Annotated in this window: 17 protein-coding genes and 1 pseudogene; 10 read left to right on the top strand and 8 right to left on the bottom strand. The window is 35.8% G+C overall.

Going from position 1 to position 16,283, the window contains the following annotated elements; genetic code table 11:
- Together KVT27_RS03490 and KVT27_RS03485 are read right to left on the bottom strand one after the other, a co-directional pair.
- Positions 1–903 carry an ABC transporter ATP-binding protein gene (locus KVT27_RS03490; RefSeq protein ID WP_217580708.1) on the bottom strand — a complete coding sequence of 301 codons (903 nt, stop codon included), beginning with the start codon at positions 901–903 and terminating at the stop codon, positions 1–3.
- Positions 887–1,138 (bottom strand): PLD nuclease N-terminal domain-containing protein, encoded by a 252-nt coding sequence (locus KVT27_RS03485; protein ID WP_036124371.1) that lies wholly within the window; start codon positions 1,136–1,138, stop codon positions 887–889. The genes KVT27_RS03490 and KVT27_RS03485 overlap by 17 nt, the downstream gene beginning before the upstream one ends.
- A gap of 184 nt (positions 1,139–1,322) precedes the next feature.
- Here KVT27_RS03485 and KVT27_RS03480 point away from each other — a divergent pair, with 184 nt between their 5' ends.
- Positions 1,323–1,862 carry a transcriptional regulator gene (locus tag KVT27_RS03480; RefSeq protein ID WP_036147586.1) on the top strand — a complete coding sequence of 180 codons (540 nt, stop codon included), beginning with the start codon at positions 1,323–1,325 and terminating at the stop codon, positions 1,860–1,862.
- 33 nt (positions 1,863–1,895) lie between these two features.
- The gene (locus KVT27_RS03475) at positions 1,896–2,756 is read left to right on the top strand and encodes a YitT family protein (RefSeq protein WP_036124367.1); all 861 of its coding nucleotides are present in this window, start codon (positions 1,896–1,898) and stop codon (positions 2,754–2,756) included.
- Between the two features lie 29 nt (positions 2,757–2,785).
- Here the strand turns inward: KVT27_RS03475 and KVT27_RS03470 are convergent, their stop codons facing one another.
- Positions 2,786–3,952 carry a YbfB/YjiJ family MFS transporter gene (locus tag KVT27_RS03470; RefSeq protein ID WP_217580706.1) on the bottom strand — a complete coding sequence of 389 codons (1,167 nt, stop codon included), beginning with the start codon at positions 3,950–3,952 and terminating at the stop codon, positions 2,786–2,788.
- A gap of 102 nt (positions 3,953–4,054) precedes the next feature.
- Here KVT27_RS03470 and KVT27_RS03465 point away from each other — a divergent pair, with 102 nt between their 5' ends.
- Complete coding sequence (locus tag KVT27_RS03465) at positions 4,055–4,927, top strand: LysR family transcriptional regulator (RefSeq protein ID WP_036147582.1); 873 nt, start codon at positions 4,055–4,057, stop codon at positions 4,925–4,927.
- Positions 4,928–5,031: 104 nt separating this feature from the next.
- On the opposite strand, the gene KVT27_RS03460 is transcribed toward KVT27_RS03465, so the two are convergent.
- On the bottom strand, positions 5,032–6,633 hold the full coding sequence (locus tag KVT27_RS03460) for a Na/Pi cotransporter family protein (RefSeq protein ID WP_200878341.1): 1,602 nt from the start codon (positions 6,631–6,633) through the stop codon (positions 5,032–5,034).
- A 280-nt stretch (positions 6,634–6,913) separates the two neighbouring features.
- On the opposite strand from KVT27_RS03460, the gene KVT27_RS03455 reads away from it, so the two are divergent.
- Complete coding sequence (locus KVT27_RS03455; RefSeq protein ID WP_150907949.1) at positions 6,914–7,219, top strand: hypothetical protein; 306 nt, start codon at positions 6,914–6,916, stop codon at positions 7,217–7,219.
- An 11-nt stretch (positions 7,220–7,230) separates the two neighbouring features.
- Here the strand turns inward: KVT27_RS03455 and KVT27_RS03450 are convergent.
- From KVT27_RS03450 to KVT27_RS03440, 3 genes and pseudogenes are all read right to left on the bottom strand, one after another.
- Positions 7,231–7,368, bottom strand: a pseudogene (locus KVT27_RS03450) (ATP-binding protein); the annotation flags it as partial.
- Positions 7,369–7,467: 99 nt separating this feature from the next.
- Positions 7,468–8,493: an Ig-like domain-containing protein gene (locus KVT27_RS03445; protein ID WP_217580704.1), complete on the bottom strand. Its 1,026-nt coding sequence runs from the start codon at positions 8,491–8,493 to the stop codon at positions 7,468–7,470.
- Between the two features lie 271 nt (positions 8,494–8,764).
- Positions 8,765–9,853 carry an S-layer homology domain-containing protein gene (locus tag KVT27_RS03440; protein ID WP_217580702.1) on the bottom strand — a complete coding sequence of 363 codons (1,089 nt, stop codon included), beginning with the start codon at positions 9,851–9,853 and terminating at the stop codon, positions 8,765–8,767.
- A 361-nt stretch (positions 9,854–10,214) separates the two neighbouring features.
- On the opposite strand from KVT27_RS03440, the gene KVT27_RS03435 reads away from it, so the two are divergent.
- Both KVT27_RS03435 and KVT27_RS03430 read left to right on the top strand, forming a co-directional pair.
- The gene (locus KVT27_RS03435; RefSeq protein WP_036124358.1) at positions 10,215–10,556 is read left to right on the top strand and encodes a DUF7668 domain-containing protein; all 342 of its coding nucleotides are present in this window, start codon (positions 10,215–10,217) and stop codon (positions 10,554–10,556) included.
- A 433-nt stretch (positions 10,557–10,989) separates the two neighbouring features.
- Positions 10,990–11,889: a hypothetical protein gene (locus KVT27_RS03430; protein ID WP_036124357.1), complete on the top strand. Its 900-nt coding sequence runs from the start codon at positions 10,990–10,992 to the stop codon at positions 11,887–11,889.
- Positions 11,890–12,053: 164 nt separating this feature from the next.
- On the opposite strand, the gene KVT27_RS03425 is transcribed toward KVT27_RS03430, so the two are convergent.
- On the bottom strand, positions 12,054–12,650 hold the full coding sequence (locus KVT27_RS03425; protein WP_217580700.1) for a TetR/AcrR family transcriptional regulator: 597 nt from the start codon (positions 12,648–12,650) through the stop codon (positions 12,054–12,056).
- 117 nt (positions 12,651–12,767) lie between these two features.
- Between KVT27_RS03425 and KVT27_RS03420 the strand changes: the two genes are divergently transcribed.
- The 4 genes from KVT27_RS03420 to KVT27_RS03405 all read left to right on the top strand — a co-directional run bounded on the left by KVT27_RS03420 (position 12,768) and on the right by KVT27_RS03405 (position 16,263).
- A complete protein-coding gene (locus tag KVT27_RS03420) occupies positions 12,768–13,496 on the top strand; it encodes an ABC transporter ATP-binding protein (protein WP_208704540.1) in 729 nt (242 codons plus the stop codon).
- Positions 13,493–14,509, top strand: coding sequence for an ABC transporter permease (locus KVT27_RS03415; RefSeq protein WP_036147572.1), 1,017 nt, complete (start codon positions 13,493–13,495; stop codon positions 14,507–14,509). Before KVT27_RS03420 ends, KVT27_RS03415 begins: the two co-directional genes overlap by 4 nt.
- A gap of 161 nt (positions 14,510–14,670) precedes the next feature.
- Complete coding sequence (locus KVT27_RS03410; RefSeq protein ID WP_036147571.1) at positions 14,671–15,543, top strand: ABC transporter ATP-binding protein; 873 nt, start codon at positions 14,671–14,673, stop codon at positions 15,541–15,543.
- Positions 15,544–15,561: 18 nt separating this feature from the next.
- On the top strand, positions 15,562–16,263 hold the full coding sequence (locus KVT27_RS03405; RefSeq protein ID WP_036147570.1) for an ABC transporter permease: 702 nt from the start codon (positions 15,562–15,564) through the stop codon (positions 16,261–16,263).
- The last annotated feature ends 20 nt before the right edge of the window (positions 16,264–16,283 follow it).

Genomic DNA, 16,283 nt, shown 5'->3' with positions numbered 1-16,283 from the left:
TCACACCACCAATTCTAAAAATATTTCTTCTAAGCTTTCATGAATGCCCAATTCAAACTTTAACAACATGACATTTGAATCTATCGCATACTGTAACAATTTTTGAGCGTCTTCCTCCAATTGATGGACGTGTATTTTAAAGCCATTTCTTTCATTTTCAATTTTTCTGACATAGGATAACTGTTCAACCGTTGTTACCCAATTAAGGTCTTCTTGGCGAACCATCAAATAGATGGCAGATTCTTGGTAACGTTCCTGCAACTGATCTTTTGTAGCGTCCTCTATTTTGTGACCATTTTGAATGACGACAAAGCGTTCACAAATTTCCTCCGCATCACTTAATATATGGGTTGATAGTAAGATGGTCGTTTCTTTTTTAATCTCTTTTAAAAGATTCAACACTTCACGTCTTCCAATCGGATCTAAAGCTGATACTGGCTCATCCATAATCATCAAAGCTGGTCTATGCAATAAAGCTTGTGCGATACCAAGTCGTTGCTTCATACCCCCTGAAAAAGTTCCAACCTGAAAATGGGCTTCTTTTCCTAATCCAACTTTTTCTAATAGCAAAGGAATTTCGTTTTGTAATTCATTCTTTGGTAAACCTGAAAGTGTTCCCATAAAAGATAATGTCTCAAATGCTGTCATCCAGGAGAAAAAATTAGGATATTGAGGTAAATAGCCTATCTGATTTTTCATCTTTGTAATTTGTTGTCCATTAAGAAGAATTTTTCCCTCATCTGCATATAAAATATCCGCAATGATTTGAATCAATGTTGATTTTCCTGCTCCGTTTGGTCCAATTAATCCGACGCACTCATTCGCATCAACAATCATTGAAAAATCATGCACTGCCGTTTTGTGTTTAAACCTTTTTGTAATGCCTTCAATTTCTAAGCGCACGTGTATTGACATCCTTTCTACCAATCATGAAATATAAAACAGGACCAATTGTATTAAAAAACACAATAATAATTGTCCACATTAGTACATTTTCTCTCCTATTTCTGTTGCGGTATAAATCGATTAATGCAATTAAAATGAGGATAGATCCCACTAATAAAAATGGCAAAAGAATAGGAAGTATACTCGTCCAATCGAGTTGACTGATTTCATCAAAACCATAGTGTAATTTCATTGTAAAACCTCCAATCATTATCATTATCAATAATGATAACAAAGTTGTTAAAAATTTTCATTACCTTTTTACTGTACATCTTCAAAAAATATCTATAGTATATTTTTTGATAATGTTCTCATTTTGATAACATTCAAATGCTTTCCTTGATACCATCTCATTATTTTATTAGGAGGATCGGTTTATGCGCAATAAAGCAGAGGTATTAATGCACCCTGTGAGAATGAAAATTTTACAAGCTCTGATGCACAATAAAGAAGAAGGTTTAAGCACTTTGGAGATGATTTCGGTCATTAAGGATGTACCGCAAGCTACTTTATATAGACATATCCAAATTTTAGTGGACGAAAACATCATAAAAATTGTGAAGGAGCGAAAAGTCCGTTCTGTTACAGAGAAGTTTTATGCATTAAATGAAGGAGCAGCAAAACTTAGTAAGGAGGATTGGACACAGCTCACAACTAAGCAAAAATTAAATTACATTTCCTACTATCAATTAGCACTATTATCTCAATATCAAAATTATTTACATTCACTTGATGAAAAAGAAAGTATTACAGATTTAGCTACTTTTTCTTTCATTGACTTATCGTTAACAGCTGATCAATTCAAGAGCTTTGAATATGAATTGAACGACTTATTAACTAAATACTATAATATGGCCGACTCAAGTAAAGGTTCGGAGACTAAAACAATTGCAATAAATATTATTCCAAAACCTTAGGTAGTATTTTACGTAAAGAAATGGAGAAGATTTATGAAAAAAAGAAAGTCACTAGAAAACACTCGAAAATTCATTATGATTATTATTGGGGCAGTTATTGCTGCTTACGGACTAGAAGCTGTATTAATTCCAAATGCTGTCATTGATGGTGGTGTAACGGGTCTCAGTATTATGGGGGCACACCTATTTGGACTCCCATTAGGCTTACTGCTCTTTGTCTTAAATATTCCGTTCATCTATATCGGTTATAAGCAAGTTGGAAAAACCTTTGCCTTAATGAGTAGTGCTGGGATCGCAGCATTATCCATATCAACAGTTCTTTTACATGATGTCAAAACCATTTTAGGCCCAAATGATCCCTTACTAATTGTCCTATCTGGTGGTATGCTGCTTGGGGTAGGTATCGGGATTGTCTTACGTAACGGTGGTGCTTTAGATGGTTCGGAAGTTTTAGCTGTATTACTATCACGTAAAATTCCATTTTCAGTCGGCGATATTATCTTATTTATCAACGCCTTTATTTTCTTAGGGGCAAGCTTTATCTTTGGCTTAGAGAGCGCTTTATACTCAGCGTTAACGTATTATATTGCGAAAAATGTAATTGATATTATCCAAGTTGGTTTAGAGAAATCAAAAGAAGTCCGTGTAGTTAGTGCTAAATCTGAGGAGATTGGGGACGCAATCCAAGCTCGTCTCGGACGTGGTGTTACCTATACACATGGACGTGGCGGCTTCTCCAATGAACCAACTGAAATTTTAAACTGTGTCATTAACCGTATGGAAGAAAACAAGTTAGTTTCTATTATTAAAGATATCGATGAAGGTGCCTTTGTTGTGATTTCTGATGTTTCAGAAGTTCGTGGCGGGAACTTTAAGAAAAGAGATATCCATTAAAATAAGAGTAAGTAAGACGCCAACATGTCTTACTTACTTTTTTCGTATTTTACCCCACCTAATAAACTCAACGCCCCAATGATTACAACTGTCGCTGCACCAACTAATGAATATTGGTAGCTATTAGTAGCGTTAGCAAGTACCCCTGCTACAGTAGGTCCTACCATCTGACCTAAAGCATAGCCAGCTGTTAAATAGCCTAAAATTTGATGACTGTTTACTGGGACAATGTGTCTTGCTAGAGTTGTAACAATTGTTGTGATCCCCATAAAAGTTGCCCCAAAAATAAAGGCACTTATATAAAGCGTAATTGTATTTGTTGCTATTGCCGGTAGAGCAATTCCGACTGCTTGAACAACCATAGAAATCAGTAGTATTTTCACATAACCAAAGCGCTGTGCTAGCTTGGAACATATGATACACGATGGAATAGCAGCTAAACCAGCTACAAACCATACTAGTGCTGCATTTCCATGAAAGCTTGTTGATTCCTGTGCAATCGATACAATAAAAGTTCCTGTGACAATATAGCCAAGCCCCTCTAAACTATAGGCGACAATTAACCATTTCAACCATGACTTCGGTGGCATTTTTGGTACTGGTATAGATTGATTCCCCCACTGTTTTTTACTGTGTGGGATGGATTTGAAGAATAAAGCAATAAAGACAAATAATAACACACACAATAAAGCTAAAGCTATCCATGTTCCATTCCACTTAAAGATTGCATGAATAGGCGAAACGATGATGGCACTGATAGCTATTCCAATTCCCACACCACCATAGAAAAGCCCTGATAGATGCGATTTATTATTATCCGCCAATTGATCGAGAACAAGACTAGCAATGACTACAAAAATAAAAGCACTCATCACCCCAGAAATAAATCTGAGGACATACCATATAATAATCGTTTCGGTAAAACCCATAAAGGCCGTAGTCAGCATACTGATGATAAGACCTACTTGCAAAAAGGGAACACGTTTTTGTTCAATTGGTAATCGTCCCACCACTAATGCCCCTATCAGGTAGCCTAAATAGTTGCTGGTTGCTAAATAGCCTGCAGTAGCTCGACTAAACCCAGACGCTTCTTGCATATAGGGTAGAATGACTGTATATGAAAAACGTCCGATTCCCATCGCGATCATTAAAGCGAATACGCCACCTATCAAATAGTGGATCGTTTGCTTTTGCATAAAAACACTCCCTCTCTTCTCCACTATATCGAATATTTAGATATCACAAATATGCCTAATTCGTTATAATTGATATCAATAAAATTGATAGCTGGAGGACATATGAATATTAATGATTTGACTATCTTTCGAACAGTTGTACAAACAGGAAGTTTTTCTAAAGCAGCTGCAACACTTAATTACACACAATCCAATATCTCCATGAAAATACAAAGTCTTGAGGCTATGTATAATACAACATTATTTTATCGTGGACATCGAGGTATTCAGCTAACAGCTAAGGGGGAACAATTTTACGAGGTGGCCTTAAAAATACTTCATCTCTATGAGAAATCCTTTGAACTTTTACAAGATGGTGAGAATTCTAGTGGTATTTTACGGATTGGCTCAATGGAAACAACTGCTGCTTTGCATTTACCTACCCTATTGACGACATTCCATCAAGCTCATGAAAAGATCGATATTACTATTTTAACAAGTCCATCTCAGTACAATATAGACCGGTTAATAAACTATGAAATAGATGGTGCCTTTGTGACTGGCCCCGTTTATAAAGAAAATATATTGATCAAGGAATTTGTCAACGAAGAGCTTGTCATCATTACATCAAGCAATCATAAACCTATCCAAGATTTGCGTGATATCGAGGACAGTACAGTAATTTCCTTCAGACATGGCTGCTCCTATCGAGCCGTTTTCGAGCATTGGTTACATGACGACGGCGTACAGCCAAAAAATAGAATGGAATTTGGTACGCTTGATGGAATTATTGGCTGTGTGGCGGCTGGTCTAGGCATTACCCTACTTCCTCGCGCCATTGCAGAGAAGTATATGGCAGCCTATCCATTAAAACTACATGAAATAACAACCAAGCAAGCCCAGATTCCTACTTGGTTTATTTATCGTAAGGATGAGGTACAATCCCCCATCCTCCACTATTTTTTAGAAGCTATAGAAGCTTATCATCCTTTTTAGAAGGATCTGGGAATTTCCATATTTCTCCGGCACTTTTGTGGGGCTATTCGTCACATGTGAAATAAAAGCTGTTCAGTAGTTTTTACTCTACTGAACAGCTCATTTTAGGAAATAACCGTTTCCGCTATGTTGGATGCATGATCTCCGATTCTTTCCAAATTACTGACGATATCAGCAAATACAATGCCCGCTGATCCCGAGCACACACCTTCATTTAATCGTTTAATATGCAATTTACGTAAACGTCTCTCCATATTATCTATTTCATTTTCTTTTTCTATCACTTGCTGTGCTAAAGATAAATCCTGTTTGTCAAGAGATTCAATAGCCACTTTAACAGTCTCTAATGTAAAAATAAACATATCCTCTAACTCTTTTAGTGCTTGATCACTTAAGCGGACCCGGTTGCTATCTTTATATTGAAGAAGCTCGATAATATTTTCTACATGGTCACCAATACGCTCGATATCACGAATATTGTCAAACAAAGCGTGGTGCAGTTTTGAATCATGGTTCGATAGAGATTGCTTGGATAACTCTATTAAATATTCTGTGGATTTCCGATCTAAATTATTGATAGCTTCTTCCAATTGTCCCACCTTGCCTACCAATTTTGTGTCAGCTGTTTTTAAGATCGTTAGCGTTTCTTCTAGACCTAGAATACTATATTCTCCCATACGGACTACTTCCATTTTTGCTTGGCCTAGTGCAATGGAAGGTGATTTAATAATTAAATTTTTATCCAAAAATTTTGGTTTATATTCGATGGCTGAATCTTCACCAGGAATTAATTTTGTTACCACATATGCCCAAACGCCAATAAACGGCAGTTGAATAAGTGTATTCATGACATTAAAAGTTCCATGAGCAAAGGCTATTTGCATTTTTGGTTCTAAGTTAAGTAAACCCGTTATCCATTCTACATAGTTCGTGAATAAGCCAAGTATCAGCATAAAGATAATCGTACCTACCACATTAAATAGTAAATGAATGGCAGCCGCTCTTTTCGCTGCTATAGAAGCACCTAAAGCCGCTAAGATGGCAGTAATAGTTGTTCCAATATTATCTCCAAACAGAACAGGTAATGCTCCGTGTAATGAAATTAAGTCCTCAGCATAAAGTCCTTGTAAAATACCTACAGTTGCAGAGGAAGATTGAACAATTAACGTAAATATCGTCCCTACTATTACACCTAAAATCGGTACATCGGACATTTGGACAGTCAAATCTAAAAATGGTTGCCAATCTCGAAGTGGCTTCATCCCACCACTCATGAGCTCTAAACCAATAAATAAACCGGCAAACCCGAACAGTACTTGTCCAATATTTTGAATGATGCTTTTCTTAAAGAAAAATAAGCAAATGGCACCGACTGCCATAATGGGATATGCATATGCGCCTACATCAATCCCTATTATAAATGCGGTAATAGTTGTTCCAATATTGGCACCCATAATTACGCCGATCGCCTGGCGCAATTTCATCAGTCCTGCACTAACTAGTCCTACTGTAATAACAGTTGTTCCTGAACTGGACTGTATAAGAACGGTTACAATAATACCAACTAGTACACCCATTAATGGATTTGTTGTAAATTTATCTAAAATATCGCGTAGACGGTCACCAGCAGCCTTCTGTAAACCATCCCCCATAAATTTAATAGCAAAAAGAAATAAGCCTAACCCTCCAAGAAATTGGAAAATCATCTCCTGTATATTGATATCCAATCTATTCAGTCCTTTCCTTGTTGTCAGACTTTATTATTAATAGTTTTAAGCTTGCTGTATATATCATTTACAATGCATTAAATAAATGTTTACACTCCCTTTACAATTAGGCCAAAAAACGGACAAAAACAAATAGTATTCAACAAAAAGCAAACAGAAAAAACATGTGAGAAATCGCTATTAAGATTTCCACATGTTTTCTTTTGACGACTGAGAAAATTTCCTATAGGCTTGAAATAGACTGAGAAGGGGGCTTTTTATGGATATTTTTATTGCCAGTAACCGTCAACTACCCATCCGTTATTATGTGCAAGAAGCTGTTTGGATTCGTCGTGGGGGTAATACCAAGCTTCCTGATTTAACACTGCCATTTTTCGTTGAGGTAGAAATTAAAAGTCACTACAACCTATCGATCATTAGAGATTATATTTTTGATTTTCAAAAGCAATACAAACAGACAGAAATTCAAATATTAATTAAAGACACTGCTTTTTTAGCCGTCATGCAAGACATGCTTGCAAGCCATGAACGACCACATCACGCTATTACTATTTATCCACTTTAGACAGATTTTTATTACGATGGAAATGGCAATGAGATAATAAAATACAATGTCTCGTTTTTGTATTTTGCGTGAATCGTTCCTCCGTGAAGCTCCACGATGCTTTTGGCGATGGCTAGTCCAAGCCCTGAGCCCTCCGTCACATTTGTTCTTCATTGATATAGAAATATATATCCTACAAAAAACAAAAAAACCCTCCACAGATTTGTGGAAGGCAAAAGAAAACGTTGAAGCATCCTTTATCTATAGTTCTATTGGAAATTAAATGTCCAGGTCATCGTGCCAGTTTTGTTGTTGCTATCCGTGTAATCAAATGTTATTTGAACTGCGCCAACACCCTTTTTTTCCACGTTCAAAAAAACATGTCCCGATGGATTTGGACCCACAATCACTGCAGTTGCAATATTTATATCGTTACTTCTTGGATTACTAAACAGGACAATTGCGTTATCTTCTCCTACTATTACACCTGTCAAATTTACATTAGTTGATAATGAATAAGTTCCACCAATAGTCCCTCCATCAACATATGGTGCTGAAATATTTACTCTTGGTGTATCAGGAATTAAAATCATTACTGGAGCGGACTTGTAGACCACTACTTTTGTGTTAATATCAACAATTTTATAGGCTACAGTTACATCACCAGCTGTTATACCTCTGATAGCACCAGTACTCGGCTGGATAATGGCAGAACCTGTCCCATTACTTGCTGTCCAAATGATAGATTGACCAGTAATTGGAGGCGTAAAACCTGTTGCCGGTGAGCCCCATCCAATAACTGAAAATGGTGCTGGAACTGTCGGTACTGCTCCCACTGCTGCTTGGGAATAAACTGTCACCGTTATCGTTCCTTTTTCTACCACTACACCATTATTGTCCTTCCCTATATACGTAATAACAGAACTTCCTGGACTTATTGCAGTTAATTGACCTGTCGTAGCATTAACCGTTGCCACACTCGTTGTACTAGATACAAAGCTTTTGTTTGTTGCACTGGCAGATAACCCTGTTCCCACTGTAGTTGTAGTTACTTCGCCCATTTGCAATACTTGCGTATAGGATGGATTTTTTGCCATTGCTTCTCCATGTACGTTAAGATTGATAAAATTTTTTTTACCGTTACTACTTGCATACGAAATTGTTGCTATACCAGGAGCTTTAGCAGTAATTTTACCTGTGGTAGAATTGATTGTCACAACATTAGGATTGTTTGATGACCAAGTAATTGTGCCTGACTCAATTGTTGCAGCAATTAATTCAATAGTTTCGCCCATTTGTAAAACAGATGAAGGGGTTCCTACTCCTGTAATTGCTGCACCTATGCCATTCTCGTCTTATCCTTCTTTTTCTTTAGGTTTATAACGAGCCTTCACCGCACAGGCGACTTTCATCGCATACGGCGATCCGTCAGCGAATGACTTCTTATACTTACTTCCCCTACTATTAATTATATGCATGAATTTAAAATATAATATTGAGGAATGTTAATAATATTTATATATTGTTAATATTTTGGTTTATATAAATGTAAAGGCACTTATTGCACTAGAAGGGTATAGGATCAGTAGAGATATGTGAGACTACATCTATTTTTCCATCTAATATATGTGTGTTTAGTTTTATTGTGAAAGTCGATTTATCCCAAAATGTCATAATTAAATCATCTTCTATATTTGTTTTATAGTTTTCACCAAATTCTTTCTTATACTCTTCTAAATATATCTCATGTATATTTCTAATTGAATTTGATGCTTTCACTTGTGATTTCCAATTATATATATTCGTAATACTTTCAAGTTTTCCATCAAAAAATCCATAAGTAGTTTTCCCATCTAAACCATTCCTACCAACATTTGTAGAATACCACCTATCAGTTTGTTTATTAGTCATACGATGTTTAATTAACTCATATACTTCTGACTTAGATAAACCTAATTTAATCTTAGCATCATTAATCGGTTTATATCTTTCAGTACTCTCAATCAAAGGATCATTCAAAGGTACTTTTACATTTTGCTCTTCTAAGTATTTAACTAATCTTGCCATAAACACATGTAAATGCATTTTCGTTAAAGGTTCATTGGGCTTAAATGTTCCATTACCATAACCTGTTGTAATCCCTGCTCCAACTAATTTTTTTACAGATTTGTAAGCATCATTTGATTTTGGAACATCACTGAACTCTTGATTACCCTCAGGCAAATATTTACCGAATGCTCTATCAATGAATAAAGCAAGATGTCCTCGCGTAAGACTACCATCAGACTTGAATGTGCCATCAGAATAACCATTTATAATCCCTAACTTAGATAATTCTAAAACGTGTCCACTAAATACTTCATCATAATCTACATCCTTATATGGAGTATATGTAGTGTACATTTTATAGCCCATTGTTTTTCCGATCATAGTCACAGCATCACCTCGTGTTGCTTTACTATCTTTGCCAAAAGTTTGTTTCTTACCTACAATAGAATCAGATAATAAATCTTTATCATATAAAAATTTTAAGTCATTGTAATTAGGATTGGTTTCTTCAACATCTTTAAAAACAGATTCCGCACTTGCACTATTAGCAAAAATTGCAAAAAAGCTCAATAAAAACAAAAATGATAAAATCGTTATTTTCTTCATTACAATTCCCTCCTTAACCAATAATATACATAAAAAGAGTGTTTTTGACTATACTTTAATGAAATTAACAGGGATAAAATACTAGTTTCTTTAATACTTTCTCAGGTAATTAGTGACTACCAATTCATTCATGTGCAATATTATTGATATTCTCAATTTACTAATGGTCATCTATCTTTTCTATCTTTATATAAACTGTCGTAATGAAGTGAACGGATATATGCTAAACATTTCTTTCCTAAAAAGAGTGCCGATGTTTTTTCTCAAAAATCAAGATTTTCCCTCACTCACTGTCAGTTTAGTTAATTAAATGATGGTATACTATTAGTTAATTATTGCATAGTTTAGGAGATGATTATCCATGACATTAGAAGAAAAAATAGTGCAATTAACTAAAGAAACACTCGTTGATCTAGTAAATCTTCGCTACGATAAACTTAAAGAGGAGAATAAGATTAATGATGAGACAGCAGAGTTTTTACACGAAGTTCTTCAAATGCAAGGTACCCTTACCTTACCGAAAAGTGATGAAGAAATGGACATAGATGTATACGAATATAATGATAAAAGCGGCTTTGGTACAGAAGTAAGGTATTTATGGTTTGACGATGAGGAAAGTGCAATAGTACTATTTTGCGAAGCTAAAACAAATGTTGAAAAAACTGAGGTAACTAAGTTTTATATTGAAACCATTGATGCTTAGGGGCAATTAAGCCCTTTATCAATTTCCCTAATACTCGCTCCACTACCTCTTAATTATTGTTAATTTTTGTATGACTTTACTTTGAACTAATTATAGCCTTTTAAATATTGGGTTGAATCATTTTCCAACTTCCTTGTAGCTTCAATTCATACCTTGCCAATCCTCTATCTATTTAAAAAGTAGCGAATACTTTCAAACCAGTTTCGTCTAATAAAGCAGGATGGTAACCATCCAATAAGTCCCCTCTCTCAATAACTCCCCACATCCCCTCTTAGGACAAATTATTTTTTTCGAAAGAGTCATAAAAGGTTAAAAGGTACATTGTTCTAATGATTATTTCCTACACAAATTAGGCATACAATTGCTACCAATCGAATAGAAACCTATATAGGGAACATTTTGTTATGGGAAAAATAAAGTGGGGTGTGAAAGGATGCTTAAAGTAAATGATGCAAAAGAGATGGTACTTGGAATTGTGCAAGATGACCCATTGTTTGTTGCGCTACAGCATACGCCTTTAGAGGAGAGCCTCTACAATGATGATTATTTAGCGGACATCGATGAAACTAATCACTATACGATAGCAGAAATCGCTGGCTGGTTCGATATTACAGATGCCATGCTTCGCTACTATTTAAAGCCGTTTGAGCAGTACATTTTCGACAATGCTACACCGAATGAGCATGGAAATATCCGTTTAGACTTACCAGCTATATTGAGGCTAAGAATGATTTTATTATTAAAGGATGAATATCGTGTGAAGGGTATAAAATTATTGCTTGGTATTGATGATAATGGTCAGCTGTTGAGGCATCAAATTACGGCAACGACTATGGATTCTGGGGATTTATCCAATAAAATTGATGTTCTTGGGAATGTCCTACAGCAAATGATTCAAACAGGGCTCTTTCAGATTTTGCCGGATGAAAAGCATGGAACATTACAAGTTAACATTAATCAGGAATTTCTTGCCGAGAACATTCAACGATTATCCTCCGATTCGGCCCTTCAGTTTGAGGAAATTCAAAAAGAAACCTCGGAATTAAAACAGGAAAATGAAAATCTCCAACAACAGATTACCGAGCTACAAGAAAATGGTGTCAAGGAAATAGTACAGAAAATTAGAGAGCGTCATATCGAAAATGAAATCGTTTCTACGTTACGTACAGAAGCATTACAGCAATTTTCAATGAATAATCAGGTTAGTTTTTTCAAAAGGATGTTCAGATCCTCTCAAATTGAAATGGAAAAAGAGCAATTCGTTTTAAATTATATTTCTACTCACTTAGAAGAACGCTTGGAAGTTGCATTAAATGATTATTATGGAAAATAAATTTGAATACGCATAATTAGAACATGAGGTAGGCAATGTAAATGATGCCAATCATGTTCTTTTTCATTTTCCCATTGTGCTCTATTTCGCATACTTAGCGTTATCCAGTTTTTATAAGGAACAAAAATCTACATGGCCCATTCTCCGCTATGTAGATTTTATGTTTAACTGCTAGCTACTACACTCCCTAAAAATCGCATTAACCGAAAATGCATTGTGACCATTTCTTCTATCGTTAAATTGTCATTGCCCTTTTCTAACCATTCTTGAATCACTCCTAAAATGGCAGATGCTATAAAGGCTTGTAAGTATTGCTGGAATTCCGGGTCCTTCACTTCCTCGCGAACTACCGATAGTCTGTCCAAAATATGATTGCCAAATATGGTTTTCATCTTTTGTGTAAAGCTAGGACTTCCCTGTTCACCTAATAACATACGAAAGGCGGGTGCATGCTCTTTTATGCAGGTGATAACCTTGATGAACGGTTGATAGAGTTGTCCCATTTTCAATGTTTGAAAAGCATCTACTGGTTGTACATGCTTCACATAGCGTTCTAATTCCATCAACAGTTCCTGCTGCAAATCCTCCATTACTTTATATTTATCTGAGTAATGCAAGTAAAAGGTTCCTCGATTAATTTGGGCTGTTAGTGCTAAATTTTTTACTGTCACACGTTCAAAGCCCAACTCCTCTACTTGCTGGATCAGTGCCGATTTAATCGCTTGTTTTGTTTCAAAATTCATCTTGTCATGTACGGACATTGCACTTCCCTCCATATACTTAACACATACTGGCAAACTGTTTATTGTATTTGCTCACATGCTACCTTAAAATTTTTATCAAATCAACATTGTGTTCAGTGAAGGAGTGAAATTTGTATGGTCAACCATGCCATCTTAATAAAAGACCTTAAAAAAAGTTTCCAACATAAGCAGGTTATTGCCCCCCTTTCTTTAACGATTCCAAAGGGGCAATTAATGGGCTTACTTGGTCCATCAGGCTGTGGTAAAACAACGTTAATTAAAATGATAATGGGCATGCTGAAACCTGATAACGGCACTGTTGAAGTATTAGATTTGGTTGTACCCCACCAACAATTATTGAAAGATATCGGCTATATGGCACAATCAGATGCTCTTTATACAGATTTAACGGGGGAGGAAAATTTACATTTCTTCGCTAAGCTTTATCCCTTATCGAAAGCCGAAAGAATGGAGCGTGTAGCCTATGCTGCCAATCTTGTCCGTCTTACCGATGATTTACAGCGTAAAGTAGGTAATTATTCGGGCGGAATGAAAAGAAGATTATCGTTAGCGATTGCCCTTATTCAAGATCCTAAGCTATTAATTTTAGATGAACCAACAGTAGGAATTGATCCTGTCCTCAAAAAAGAAATTTGGCAAGAGCTCATTCGTTTAAAAGATCAAGAACAGAAAACGATTTTAGTAACGACTCATGCAATGGATGAAGCAGAAAGATGTGATCAATTAGCTATGTTAAGGAATGGCCAAATTATTGCACAGGGTACACCTCAAGCATTAAAGGATCATTACCAAGCAAAGGATTTTGATGAAGTATTTTTAATGGCCGGAGGGGACGTATTATGAGAATCGGTGCAATTGTAACAAGAATTATCCAACAGATGAAACGAGATAAACGGACACTTGCATTATTGTTCTTTGCCCCCCTGCTCGTACTGTCATTAATGTACTTTATTTTTAATAGTAACGAAGCTAAGATCACACTAGTTGTCTCCGATGCCCCCGCGCCCTTAATAGAGAAACTTAAAAATGCGGATTTTTCGATTGTTGTAGACAATCATTTTACGAAAAAACAACTGCAGGATAAAGAGTATGACGGATGGCTAGCAATAGAGCCAAATAGTAGTAAATTAACTTTATTAAATGATGATCCTTCCCAGTCAAAAGCTTTAACCATGCAACTTGCCCAAATTTTGCAGCCATCACAAGCCGCAATGGGGAGCTTGAAAACAGACTATGTGTATGGTGATGAAGATACTGCCATTTTCGATATTTTTAGTCCCATGCTCATTGGCTTCTTTGTCTTTTTCTTTGTCTTTTTAATTACTGGCATTGCCCTGTTAAAGGAACGCACCTCTGGAACATTGGAACGTTTACTCGCAACACCGATTAAGCGTTCAGAAATTGTAGCAGGTTATATGGTCGGCTATGGTCTATTTGCCTTTCTACAAACGATTATTATCGTGTTGTTTGGTATTTATGTACTTGATATTGTCCATGTAGGCTCTATCTGGCTTGTTTTACTCATTAATATGGTAGTCGCTCTTGTGTCCTTATCATTGGGTGCGCTATTATCAAGCTTTGCCGCTTCCGAATTTCAAATGATGCAATTTATACCATTAATTATTGTTCCACAAGTATTCTTTTCGGGCATTTTCCCACTGGATAGTATGGCTGAATGGCTTCAAAATATCGGCCGAATCATGCCACTTTACTATGCAGCAGATGCATTGAATGGCGTTATGTATAAAGGGTATGCCTTCCCGGATATTATCCTGAATCTCAGCATACTTGCTTGTTTCGCCATTGTTTTCATCACTTTAAATATTATTAGTTTAAAAAAATATCGCTCGTTATAATGAAACGTTAAAAGTTCTGCTCCATTCGGCAGAACTTTTTATTGTGGGCATGGTAATGTCTAAATACAGGAAATTTATCCAATTTCATTGAAGTGAAAGACCAAATTTCTTTATAATCATTTTATAGTCGAGATTTATCCAAAGAATAAAGGTGAGTGAAGATGACTACTATTTTGGAAGTACAAAACGTTAGTAAACAATTTAATGGGAAAACAGTTTTAGATCATGCATCGTTTTCGATTGCAGCCAATGAAATTATTGCGCTTGTCGGAAAAAATGGATCTGGAAAAAGCACTTTACTCAAAATTATTGCTGCATTCATTAAACCAGACAGCGGTAAAATTGTGGCGCATAAAACTTCGCTAAAAGTCGGTTATGTCCCAGAAGTCACCCCTTCCCAAATTTTATTTACACCGCAAGAATATCTTTATCATATGGGGCGGATTCGGGGTATGCCTAAAAAGCGTCTTTTGAAGAAAATAGAAGTATTGCTTGAAATGTTCCAATTAAAAGAGTCTCAAAATACAAGGATCGTCCACTTCTCTAAAGGAATGAGGCAAAAGGTGATGATCATGCAGGCAATGCTAGAGGAAACAGATTTACTAATAATGGATGAGCCATTATCAGGGCTTGATGCCAAAGCACAAAATGATTTCGAACAAATATTGGCGACAGTAAGAGATAAAGGACTAAGCATTATCCTAACTTGCCATGAAACGAAATTACTCGAAAATCTTGTCGATTCAGTTTTGTTTATTCAAGAAAATCAACTTATTCAAGCAAAGGATTTGATTAGCCGCCCTGTCCATCGACTAATATTTGATATTGCAAGCCTAGCATTACTTGATGAAATTGTACCTTTGATGGAAATTCAACAAAAACAACCTTTAGCGAATGGTCATTTTGAAATCGTATCGATAGTGCAGGCAAAGGATTCAGATCAAATTTTGCTTAAACTACTACAAAAAAATGCCTCTATTAAATATTTAGCTAATGTCCATCACAAAAAAGAACAATTCTCTTCTCATTTTTAATAGGAGGTATCGAAAAAGATGAGCAGTTTATTGCGCTATCAATTTATTAATTATTTAAGAACCTATCAATACGTTCCACCTTTTACAATTTTCATCCTCTGTCTTGTCGTTAACTATACGTTTGTGCCTAATCCAATATTAGATAGCTATTCATTTACATCGCTTATTCTGTTCTTTTTAATGGGCTGGTTTACTGTTACATTATTTCATGCTGAGGATGAGGGGCAAAAGTTGATTACTACTCTTCATGCCAAAAATCCAACACACTACAATATTGGCGTTTTCATTATTTGTGGTTTAATTGCTTTTAGCTTAAGTTGTGTTTCAGTCTTCTATCCGATTCTCATTGATGCGTTTTTCGAAAAACCAAAACCATTACATATAGGATTGGGCTTCTTGTCTCATTTTAGTTTATCGATTCTTGCTATTGCACTCACTGCCTTGTTCACAAGAGAGATTGTGAACAATAGGCAAAATACTTGGTGGGGTGTCATAAGTATCCTAATTATGTCTGTCGTTATCGCTACTTTAAAAAATAATATCCAAGCTGGTCTCCTGTGGCTACTACCGCCTGTTCATTTTTCACTTGAAATAATGAGCGTTGGCGATCAAATAGAAGTAGTCCCTAACGTATTTTACTGGCATTTTGCTTGGATAATCCTTTACGCATTCCTTATCATTGCTTTATTTTTCTTCCTCGTTAATCGGAGAAGAACATGATTTTGACATTAAATTAAGGG

The organism is Lysinibacillus sp. GbtcB16 (genome assembly GCF_019091145.1).
GTDB classification, from domain to species: domain Bacteria; phylum Bacillota; class Bacilli; order Bacillales_A; family Planococcaceae; genus Lysinibacillus; species Lysinibacillus fusiformis.
This window is presented reverse-complemented; position numbering and strand designations above follow the sequence as displayed.

Excerpts from the sequence above, each read along its gene's own strand:
- KVT27_RS03485 (WP_036124371.1), bottom strand. The coding sequence starts at position 1,138 with ATGAAATTACACTATGGTTTTGATGAAATCAGTCAACTCGATTGGACG.
- KVT27_RS03480 (WP_036147586.1), top strand. The coding sequence starts at position 1,323 with ATGCGCAATAAAGCAGAGGTATTAATGCACCCTGTGAGAATGAAAATT.
- KVT27_RS03475 (WP_036124367.1), top strand. The coding sequence starts at position 1,896 with ATGAAAAAAAGAAAGTCACTAGAAAACACTCGAAAATTCATTATGATT.
- KVT27_RS03470 (WP_217580706.1), bottom strand. The coding sequence starts at position 3,952 with ATGCAAAAGCAAACGATCCACTATTTGATAGGTGGCGTATTCGCTTTA.
- KVT27_RS03465 (WP_036147582.1), top strand. The coding sequence starts at position 4,055 with ATGAATATTAATGATTTGACTATCTTTCGAACAGTTGTACAAACAGGA.
- KVT27_RS03460 (WP_200878341.1), bottom strand. The coding sequence starts at position 6,633 with ATGATTTTCCAATTTCTTGGAGGGTTAGGCTTATTTCTTTTTGCTATT.
- KVT27_RS03455 (WP_150907949.1), top strand. The coding sequence starts at position 6,914 with ATGGATATTTTTATTGCCAGTAACCGTCAACTACCCATCCGTTATTAT.
- KVT27_RS03445 (WP_217580704.1), bottom strand. The coding sequence starts at position 8,493 with ATGGGCGAAACTATTGAATTAATTGCTGCAACAATTGAGTCAGGCACA.
- KVT27_RS03440 (WP_217580702.1), bottom strand. The coding sequence starts at position 9,853 with ATGAAGAAAATAACGATTTTATCATTTTTGTTTTTATTGAGCTTTTTT.
- KVT27_RS03435 (WP_036124358.1), top strand. The coding sequence starts at position 10,215 with ATGACATTAGAAGAAAAAATAGTGCAATTAACTAAAGAAACACTCGTT.
- KVT27_RS03430 (WP_036124357.1), top strand. The coding sequence starts at position 10,990 with ATGCTTAAAGTAAATGATGCAAAAGAGATGGTACTTGGAATTGTGCAA.
- KVT27_RS03425 (WP_217580700.1), bottom strand. The coding sequence starts at position 12,650 with ATGTCCGTACATGACAAGATGAATTTTGAAACAAAACAAGCGATTAAA.
- KVT27_RS03420 (WP_208704540.1), top strand. The coding sequence starts at position 12,768 with ATGGTCAACCATGCCATCTTAATAAAAGACCTTAAAAAAAGTTTCCAA.
- KVT27_RS03415 (WP_036147572.1), top strand. The coding sequence starts at position 13,493 with ATGAGAATCGGTGCAATTGTAACAAGAATTATCCAACAGATGAAACGA.
- KVT27_RS03410 (WP_036147571.1), top strand. The coding sequence starts at position 14,671 with ATGACTACTATTTTGGAAGTACAAAACGTTAGTAAACAATTTAATGGG.
- KVT27_RS03405 (WP_036147570.1), top strand. The coding sequence starts at position 15,562 with ATGAGCAGTTTATTGCGCTATCAATTTATTAATTATTTAAGAACCTAT.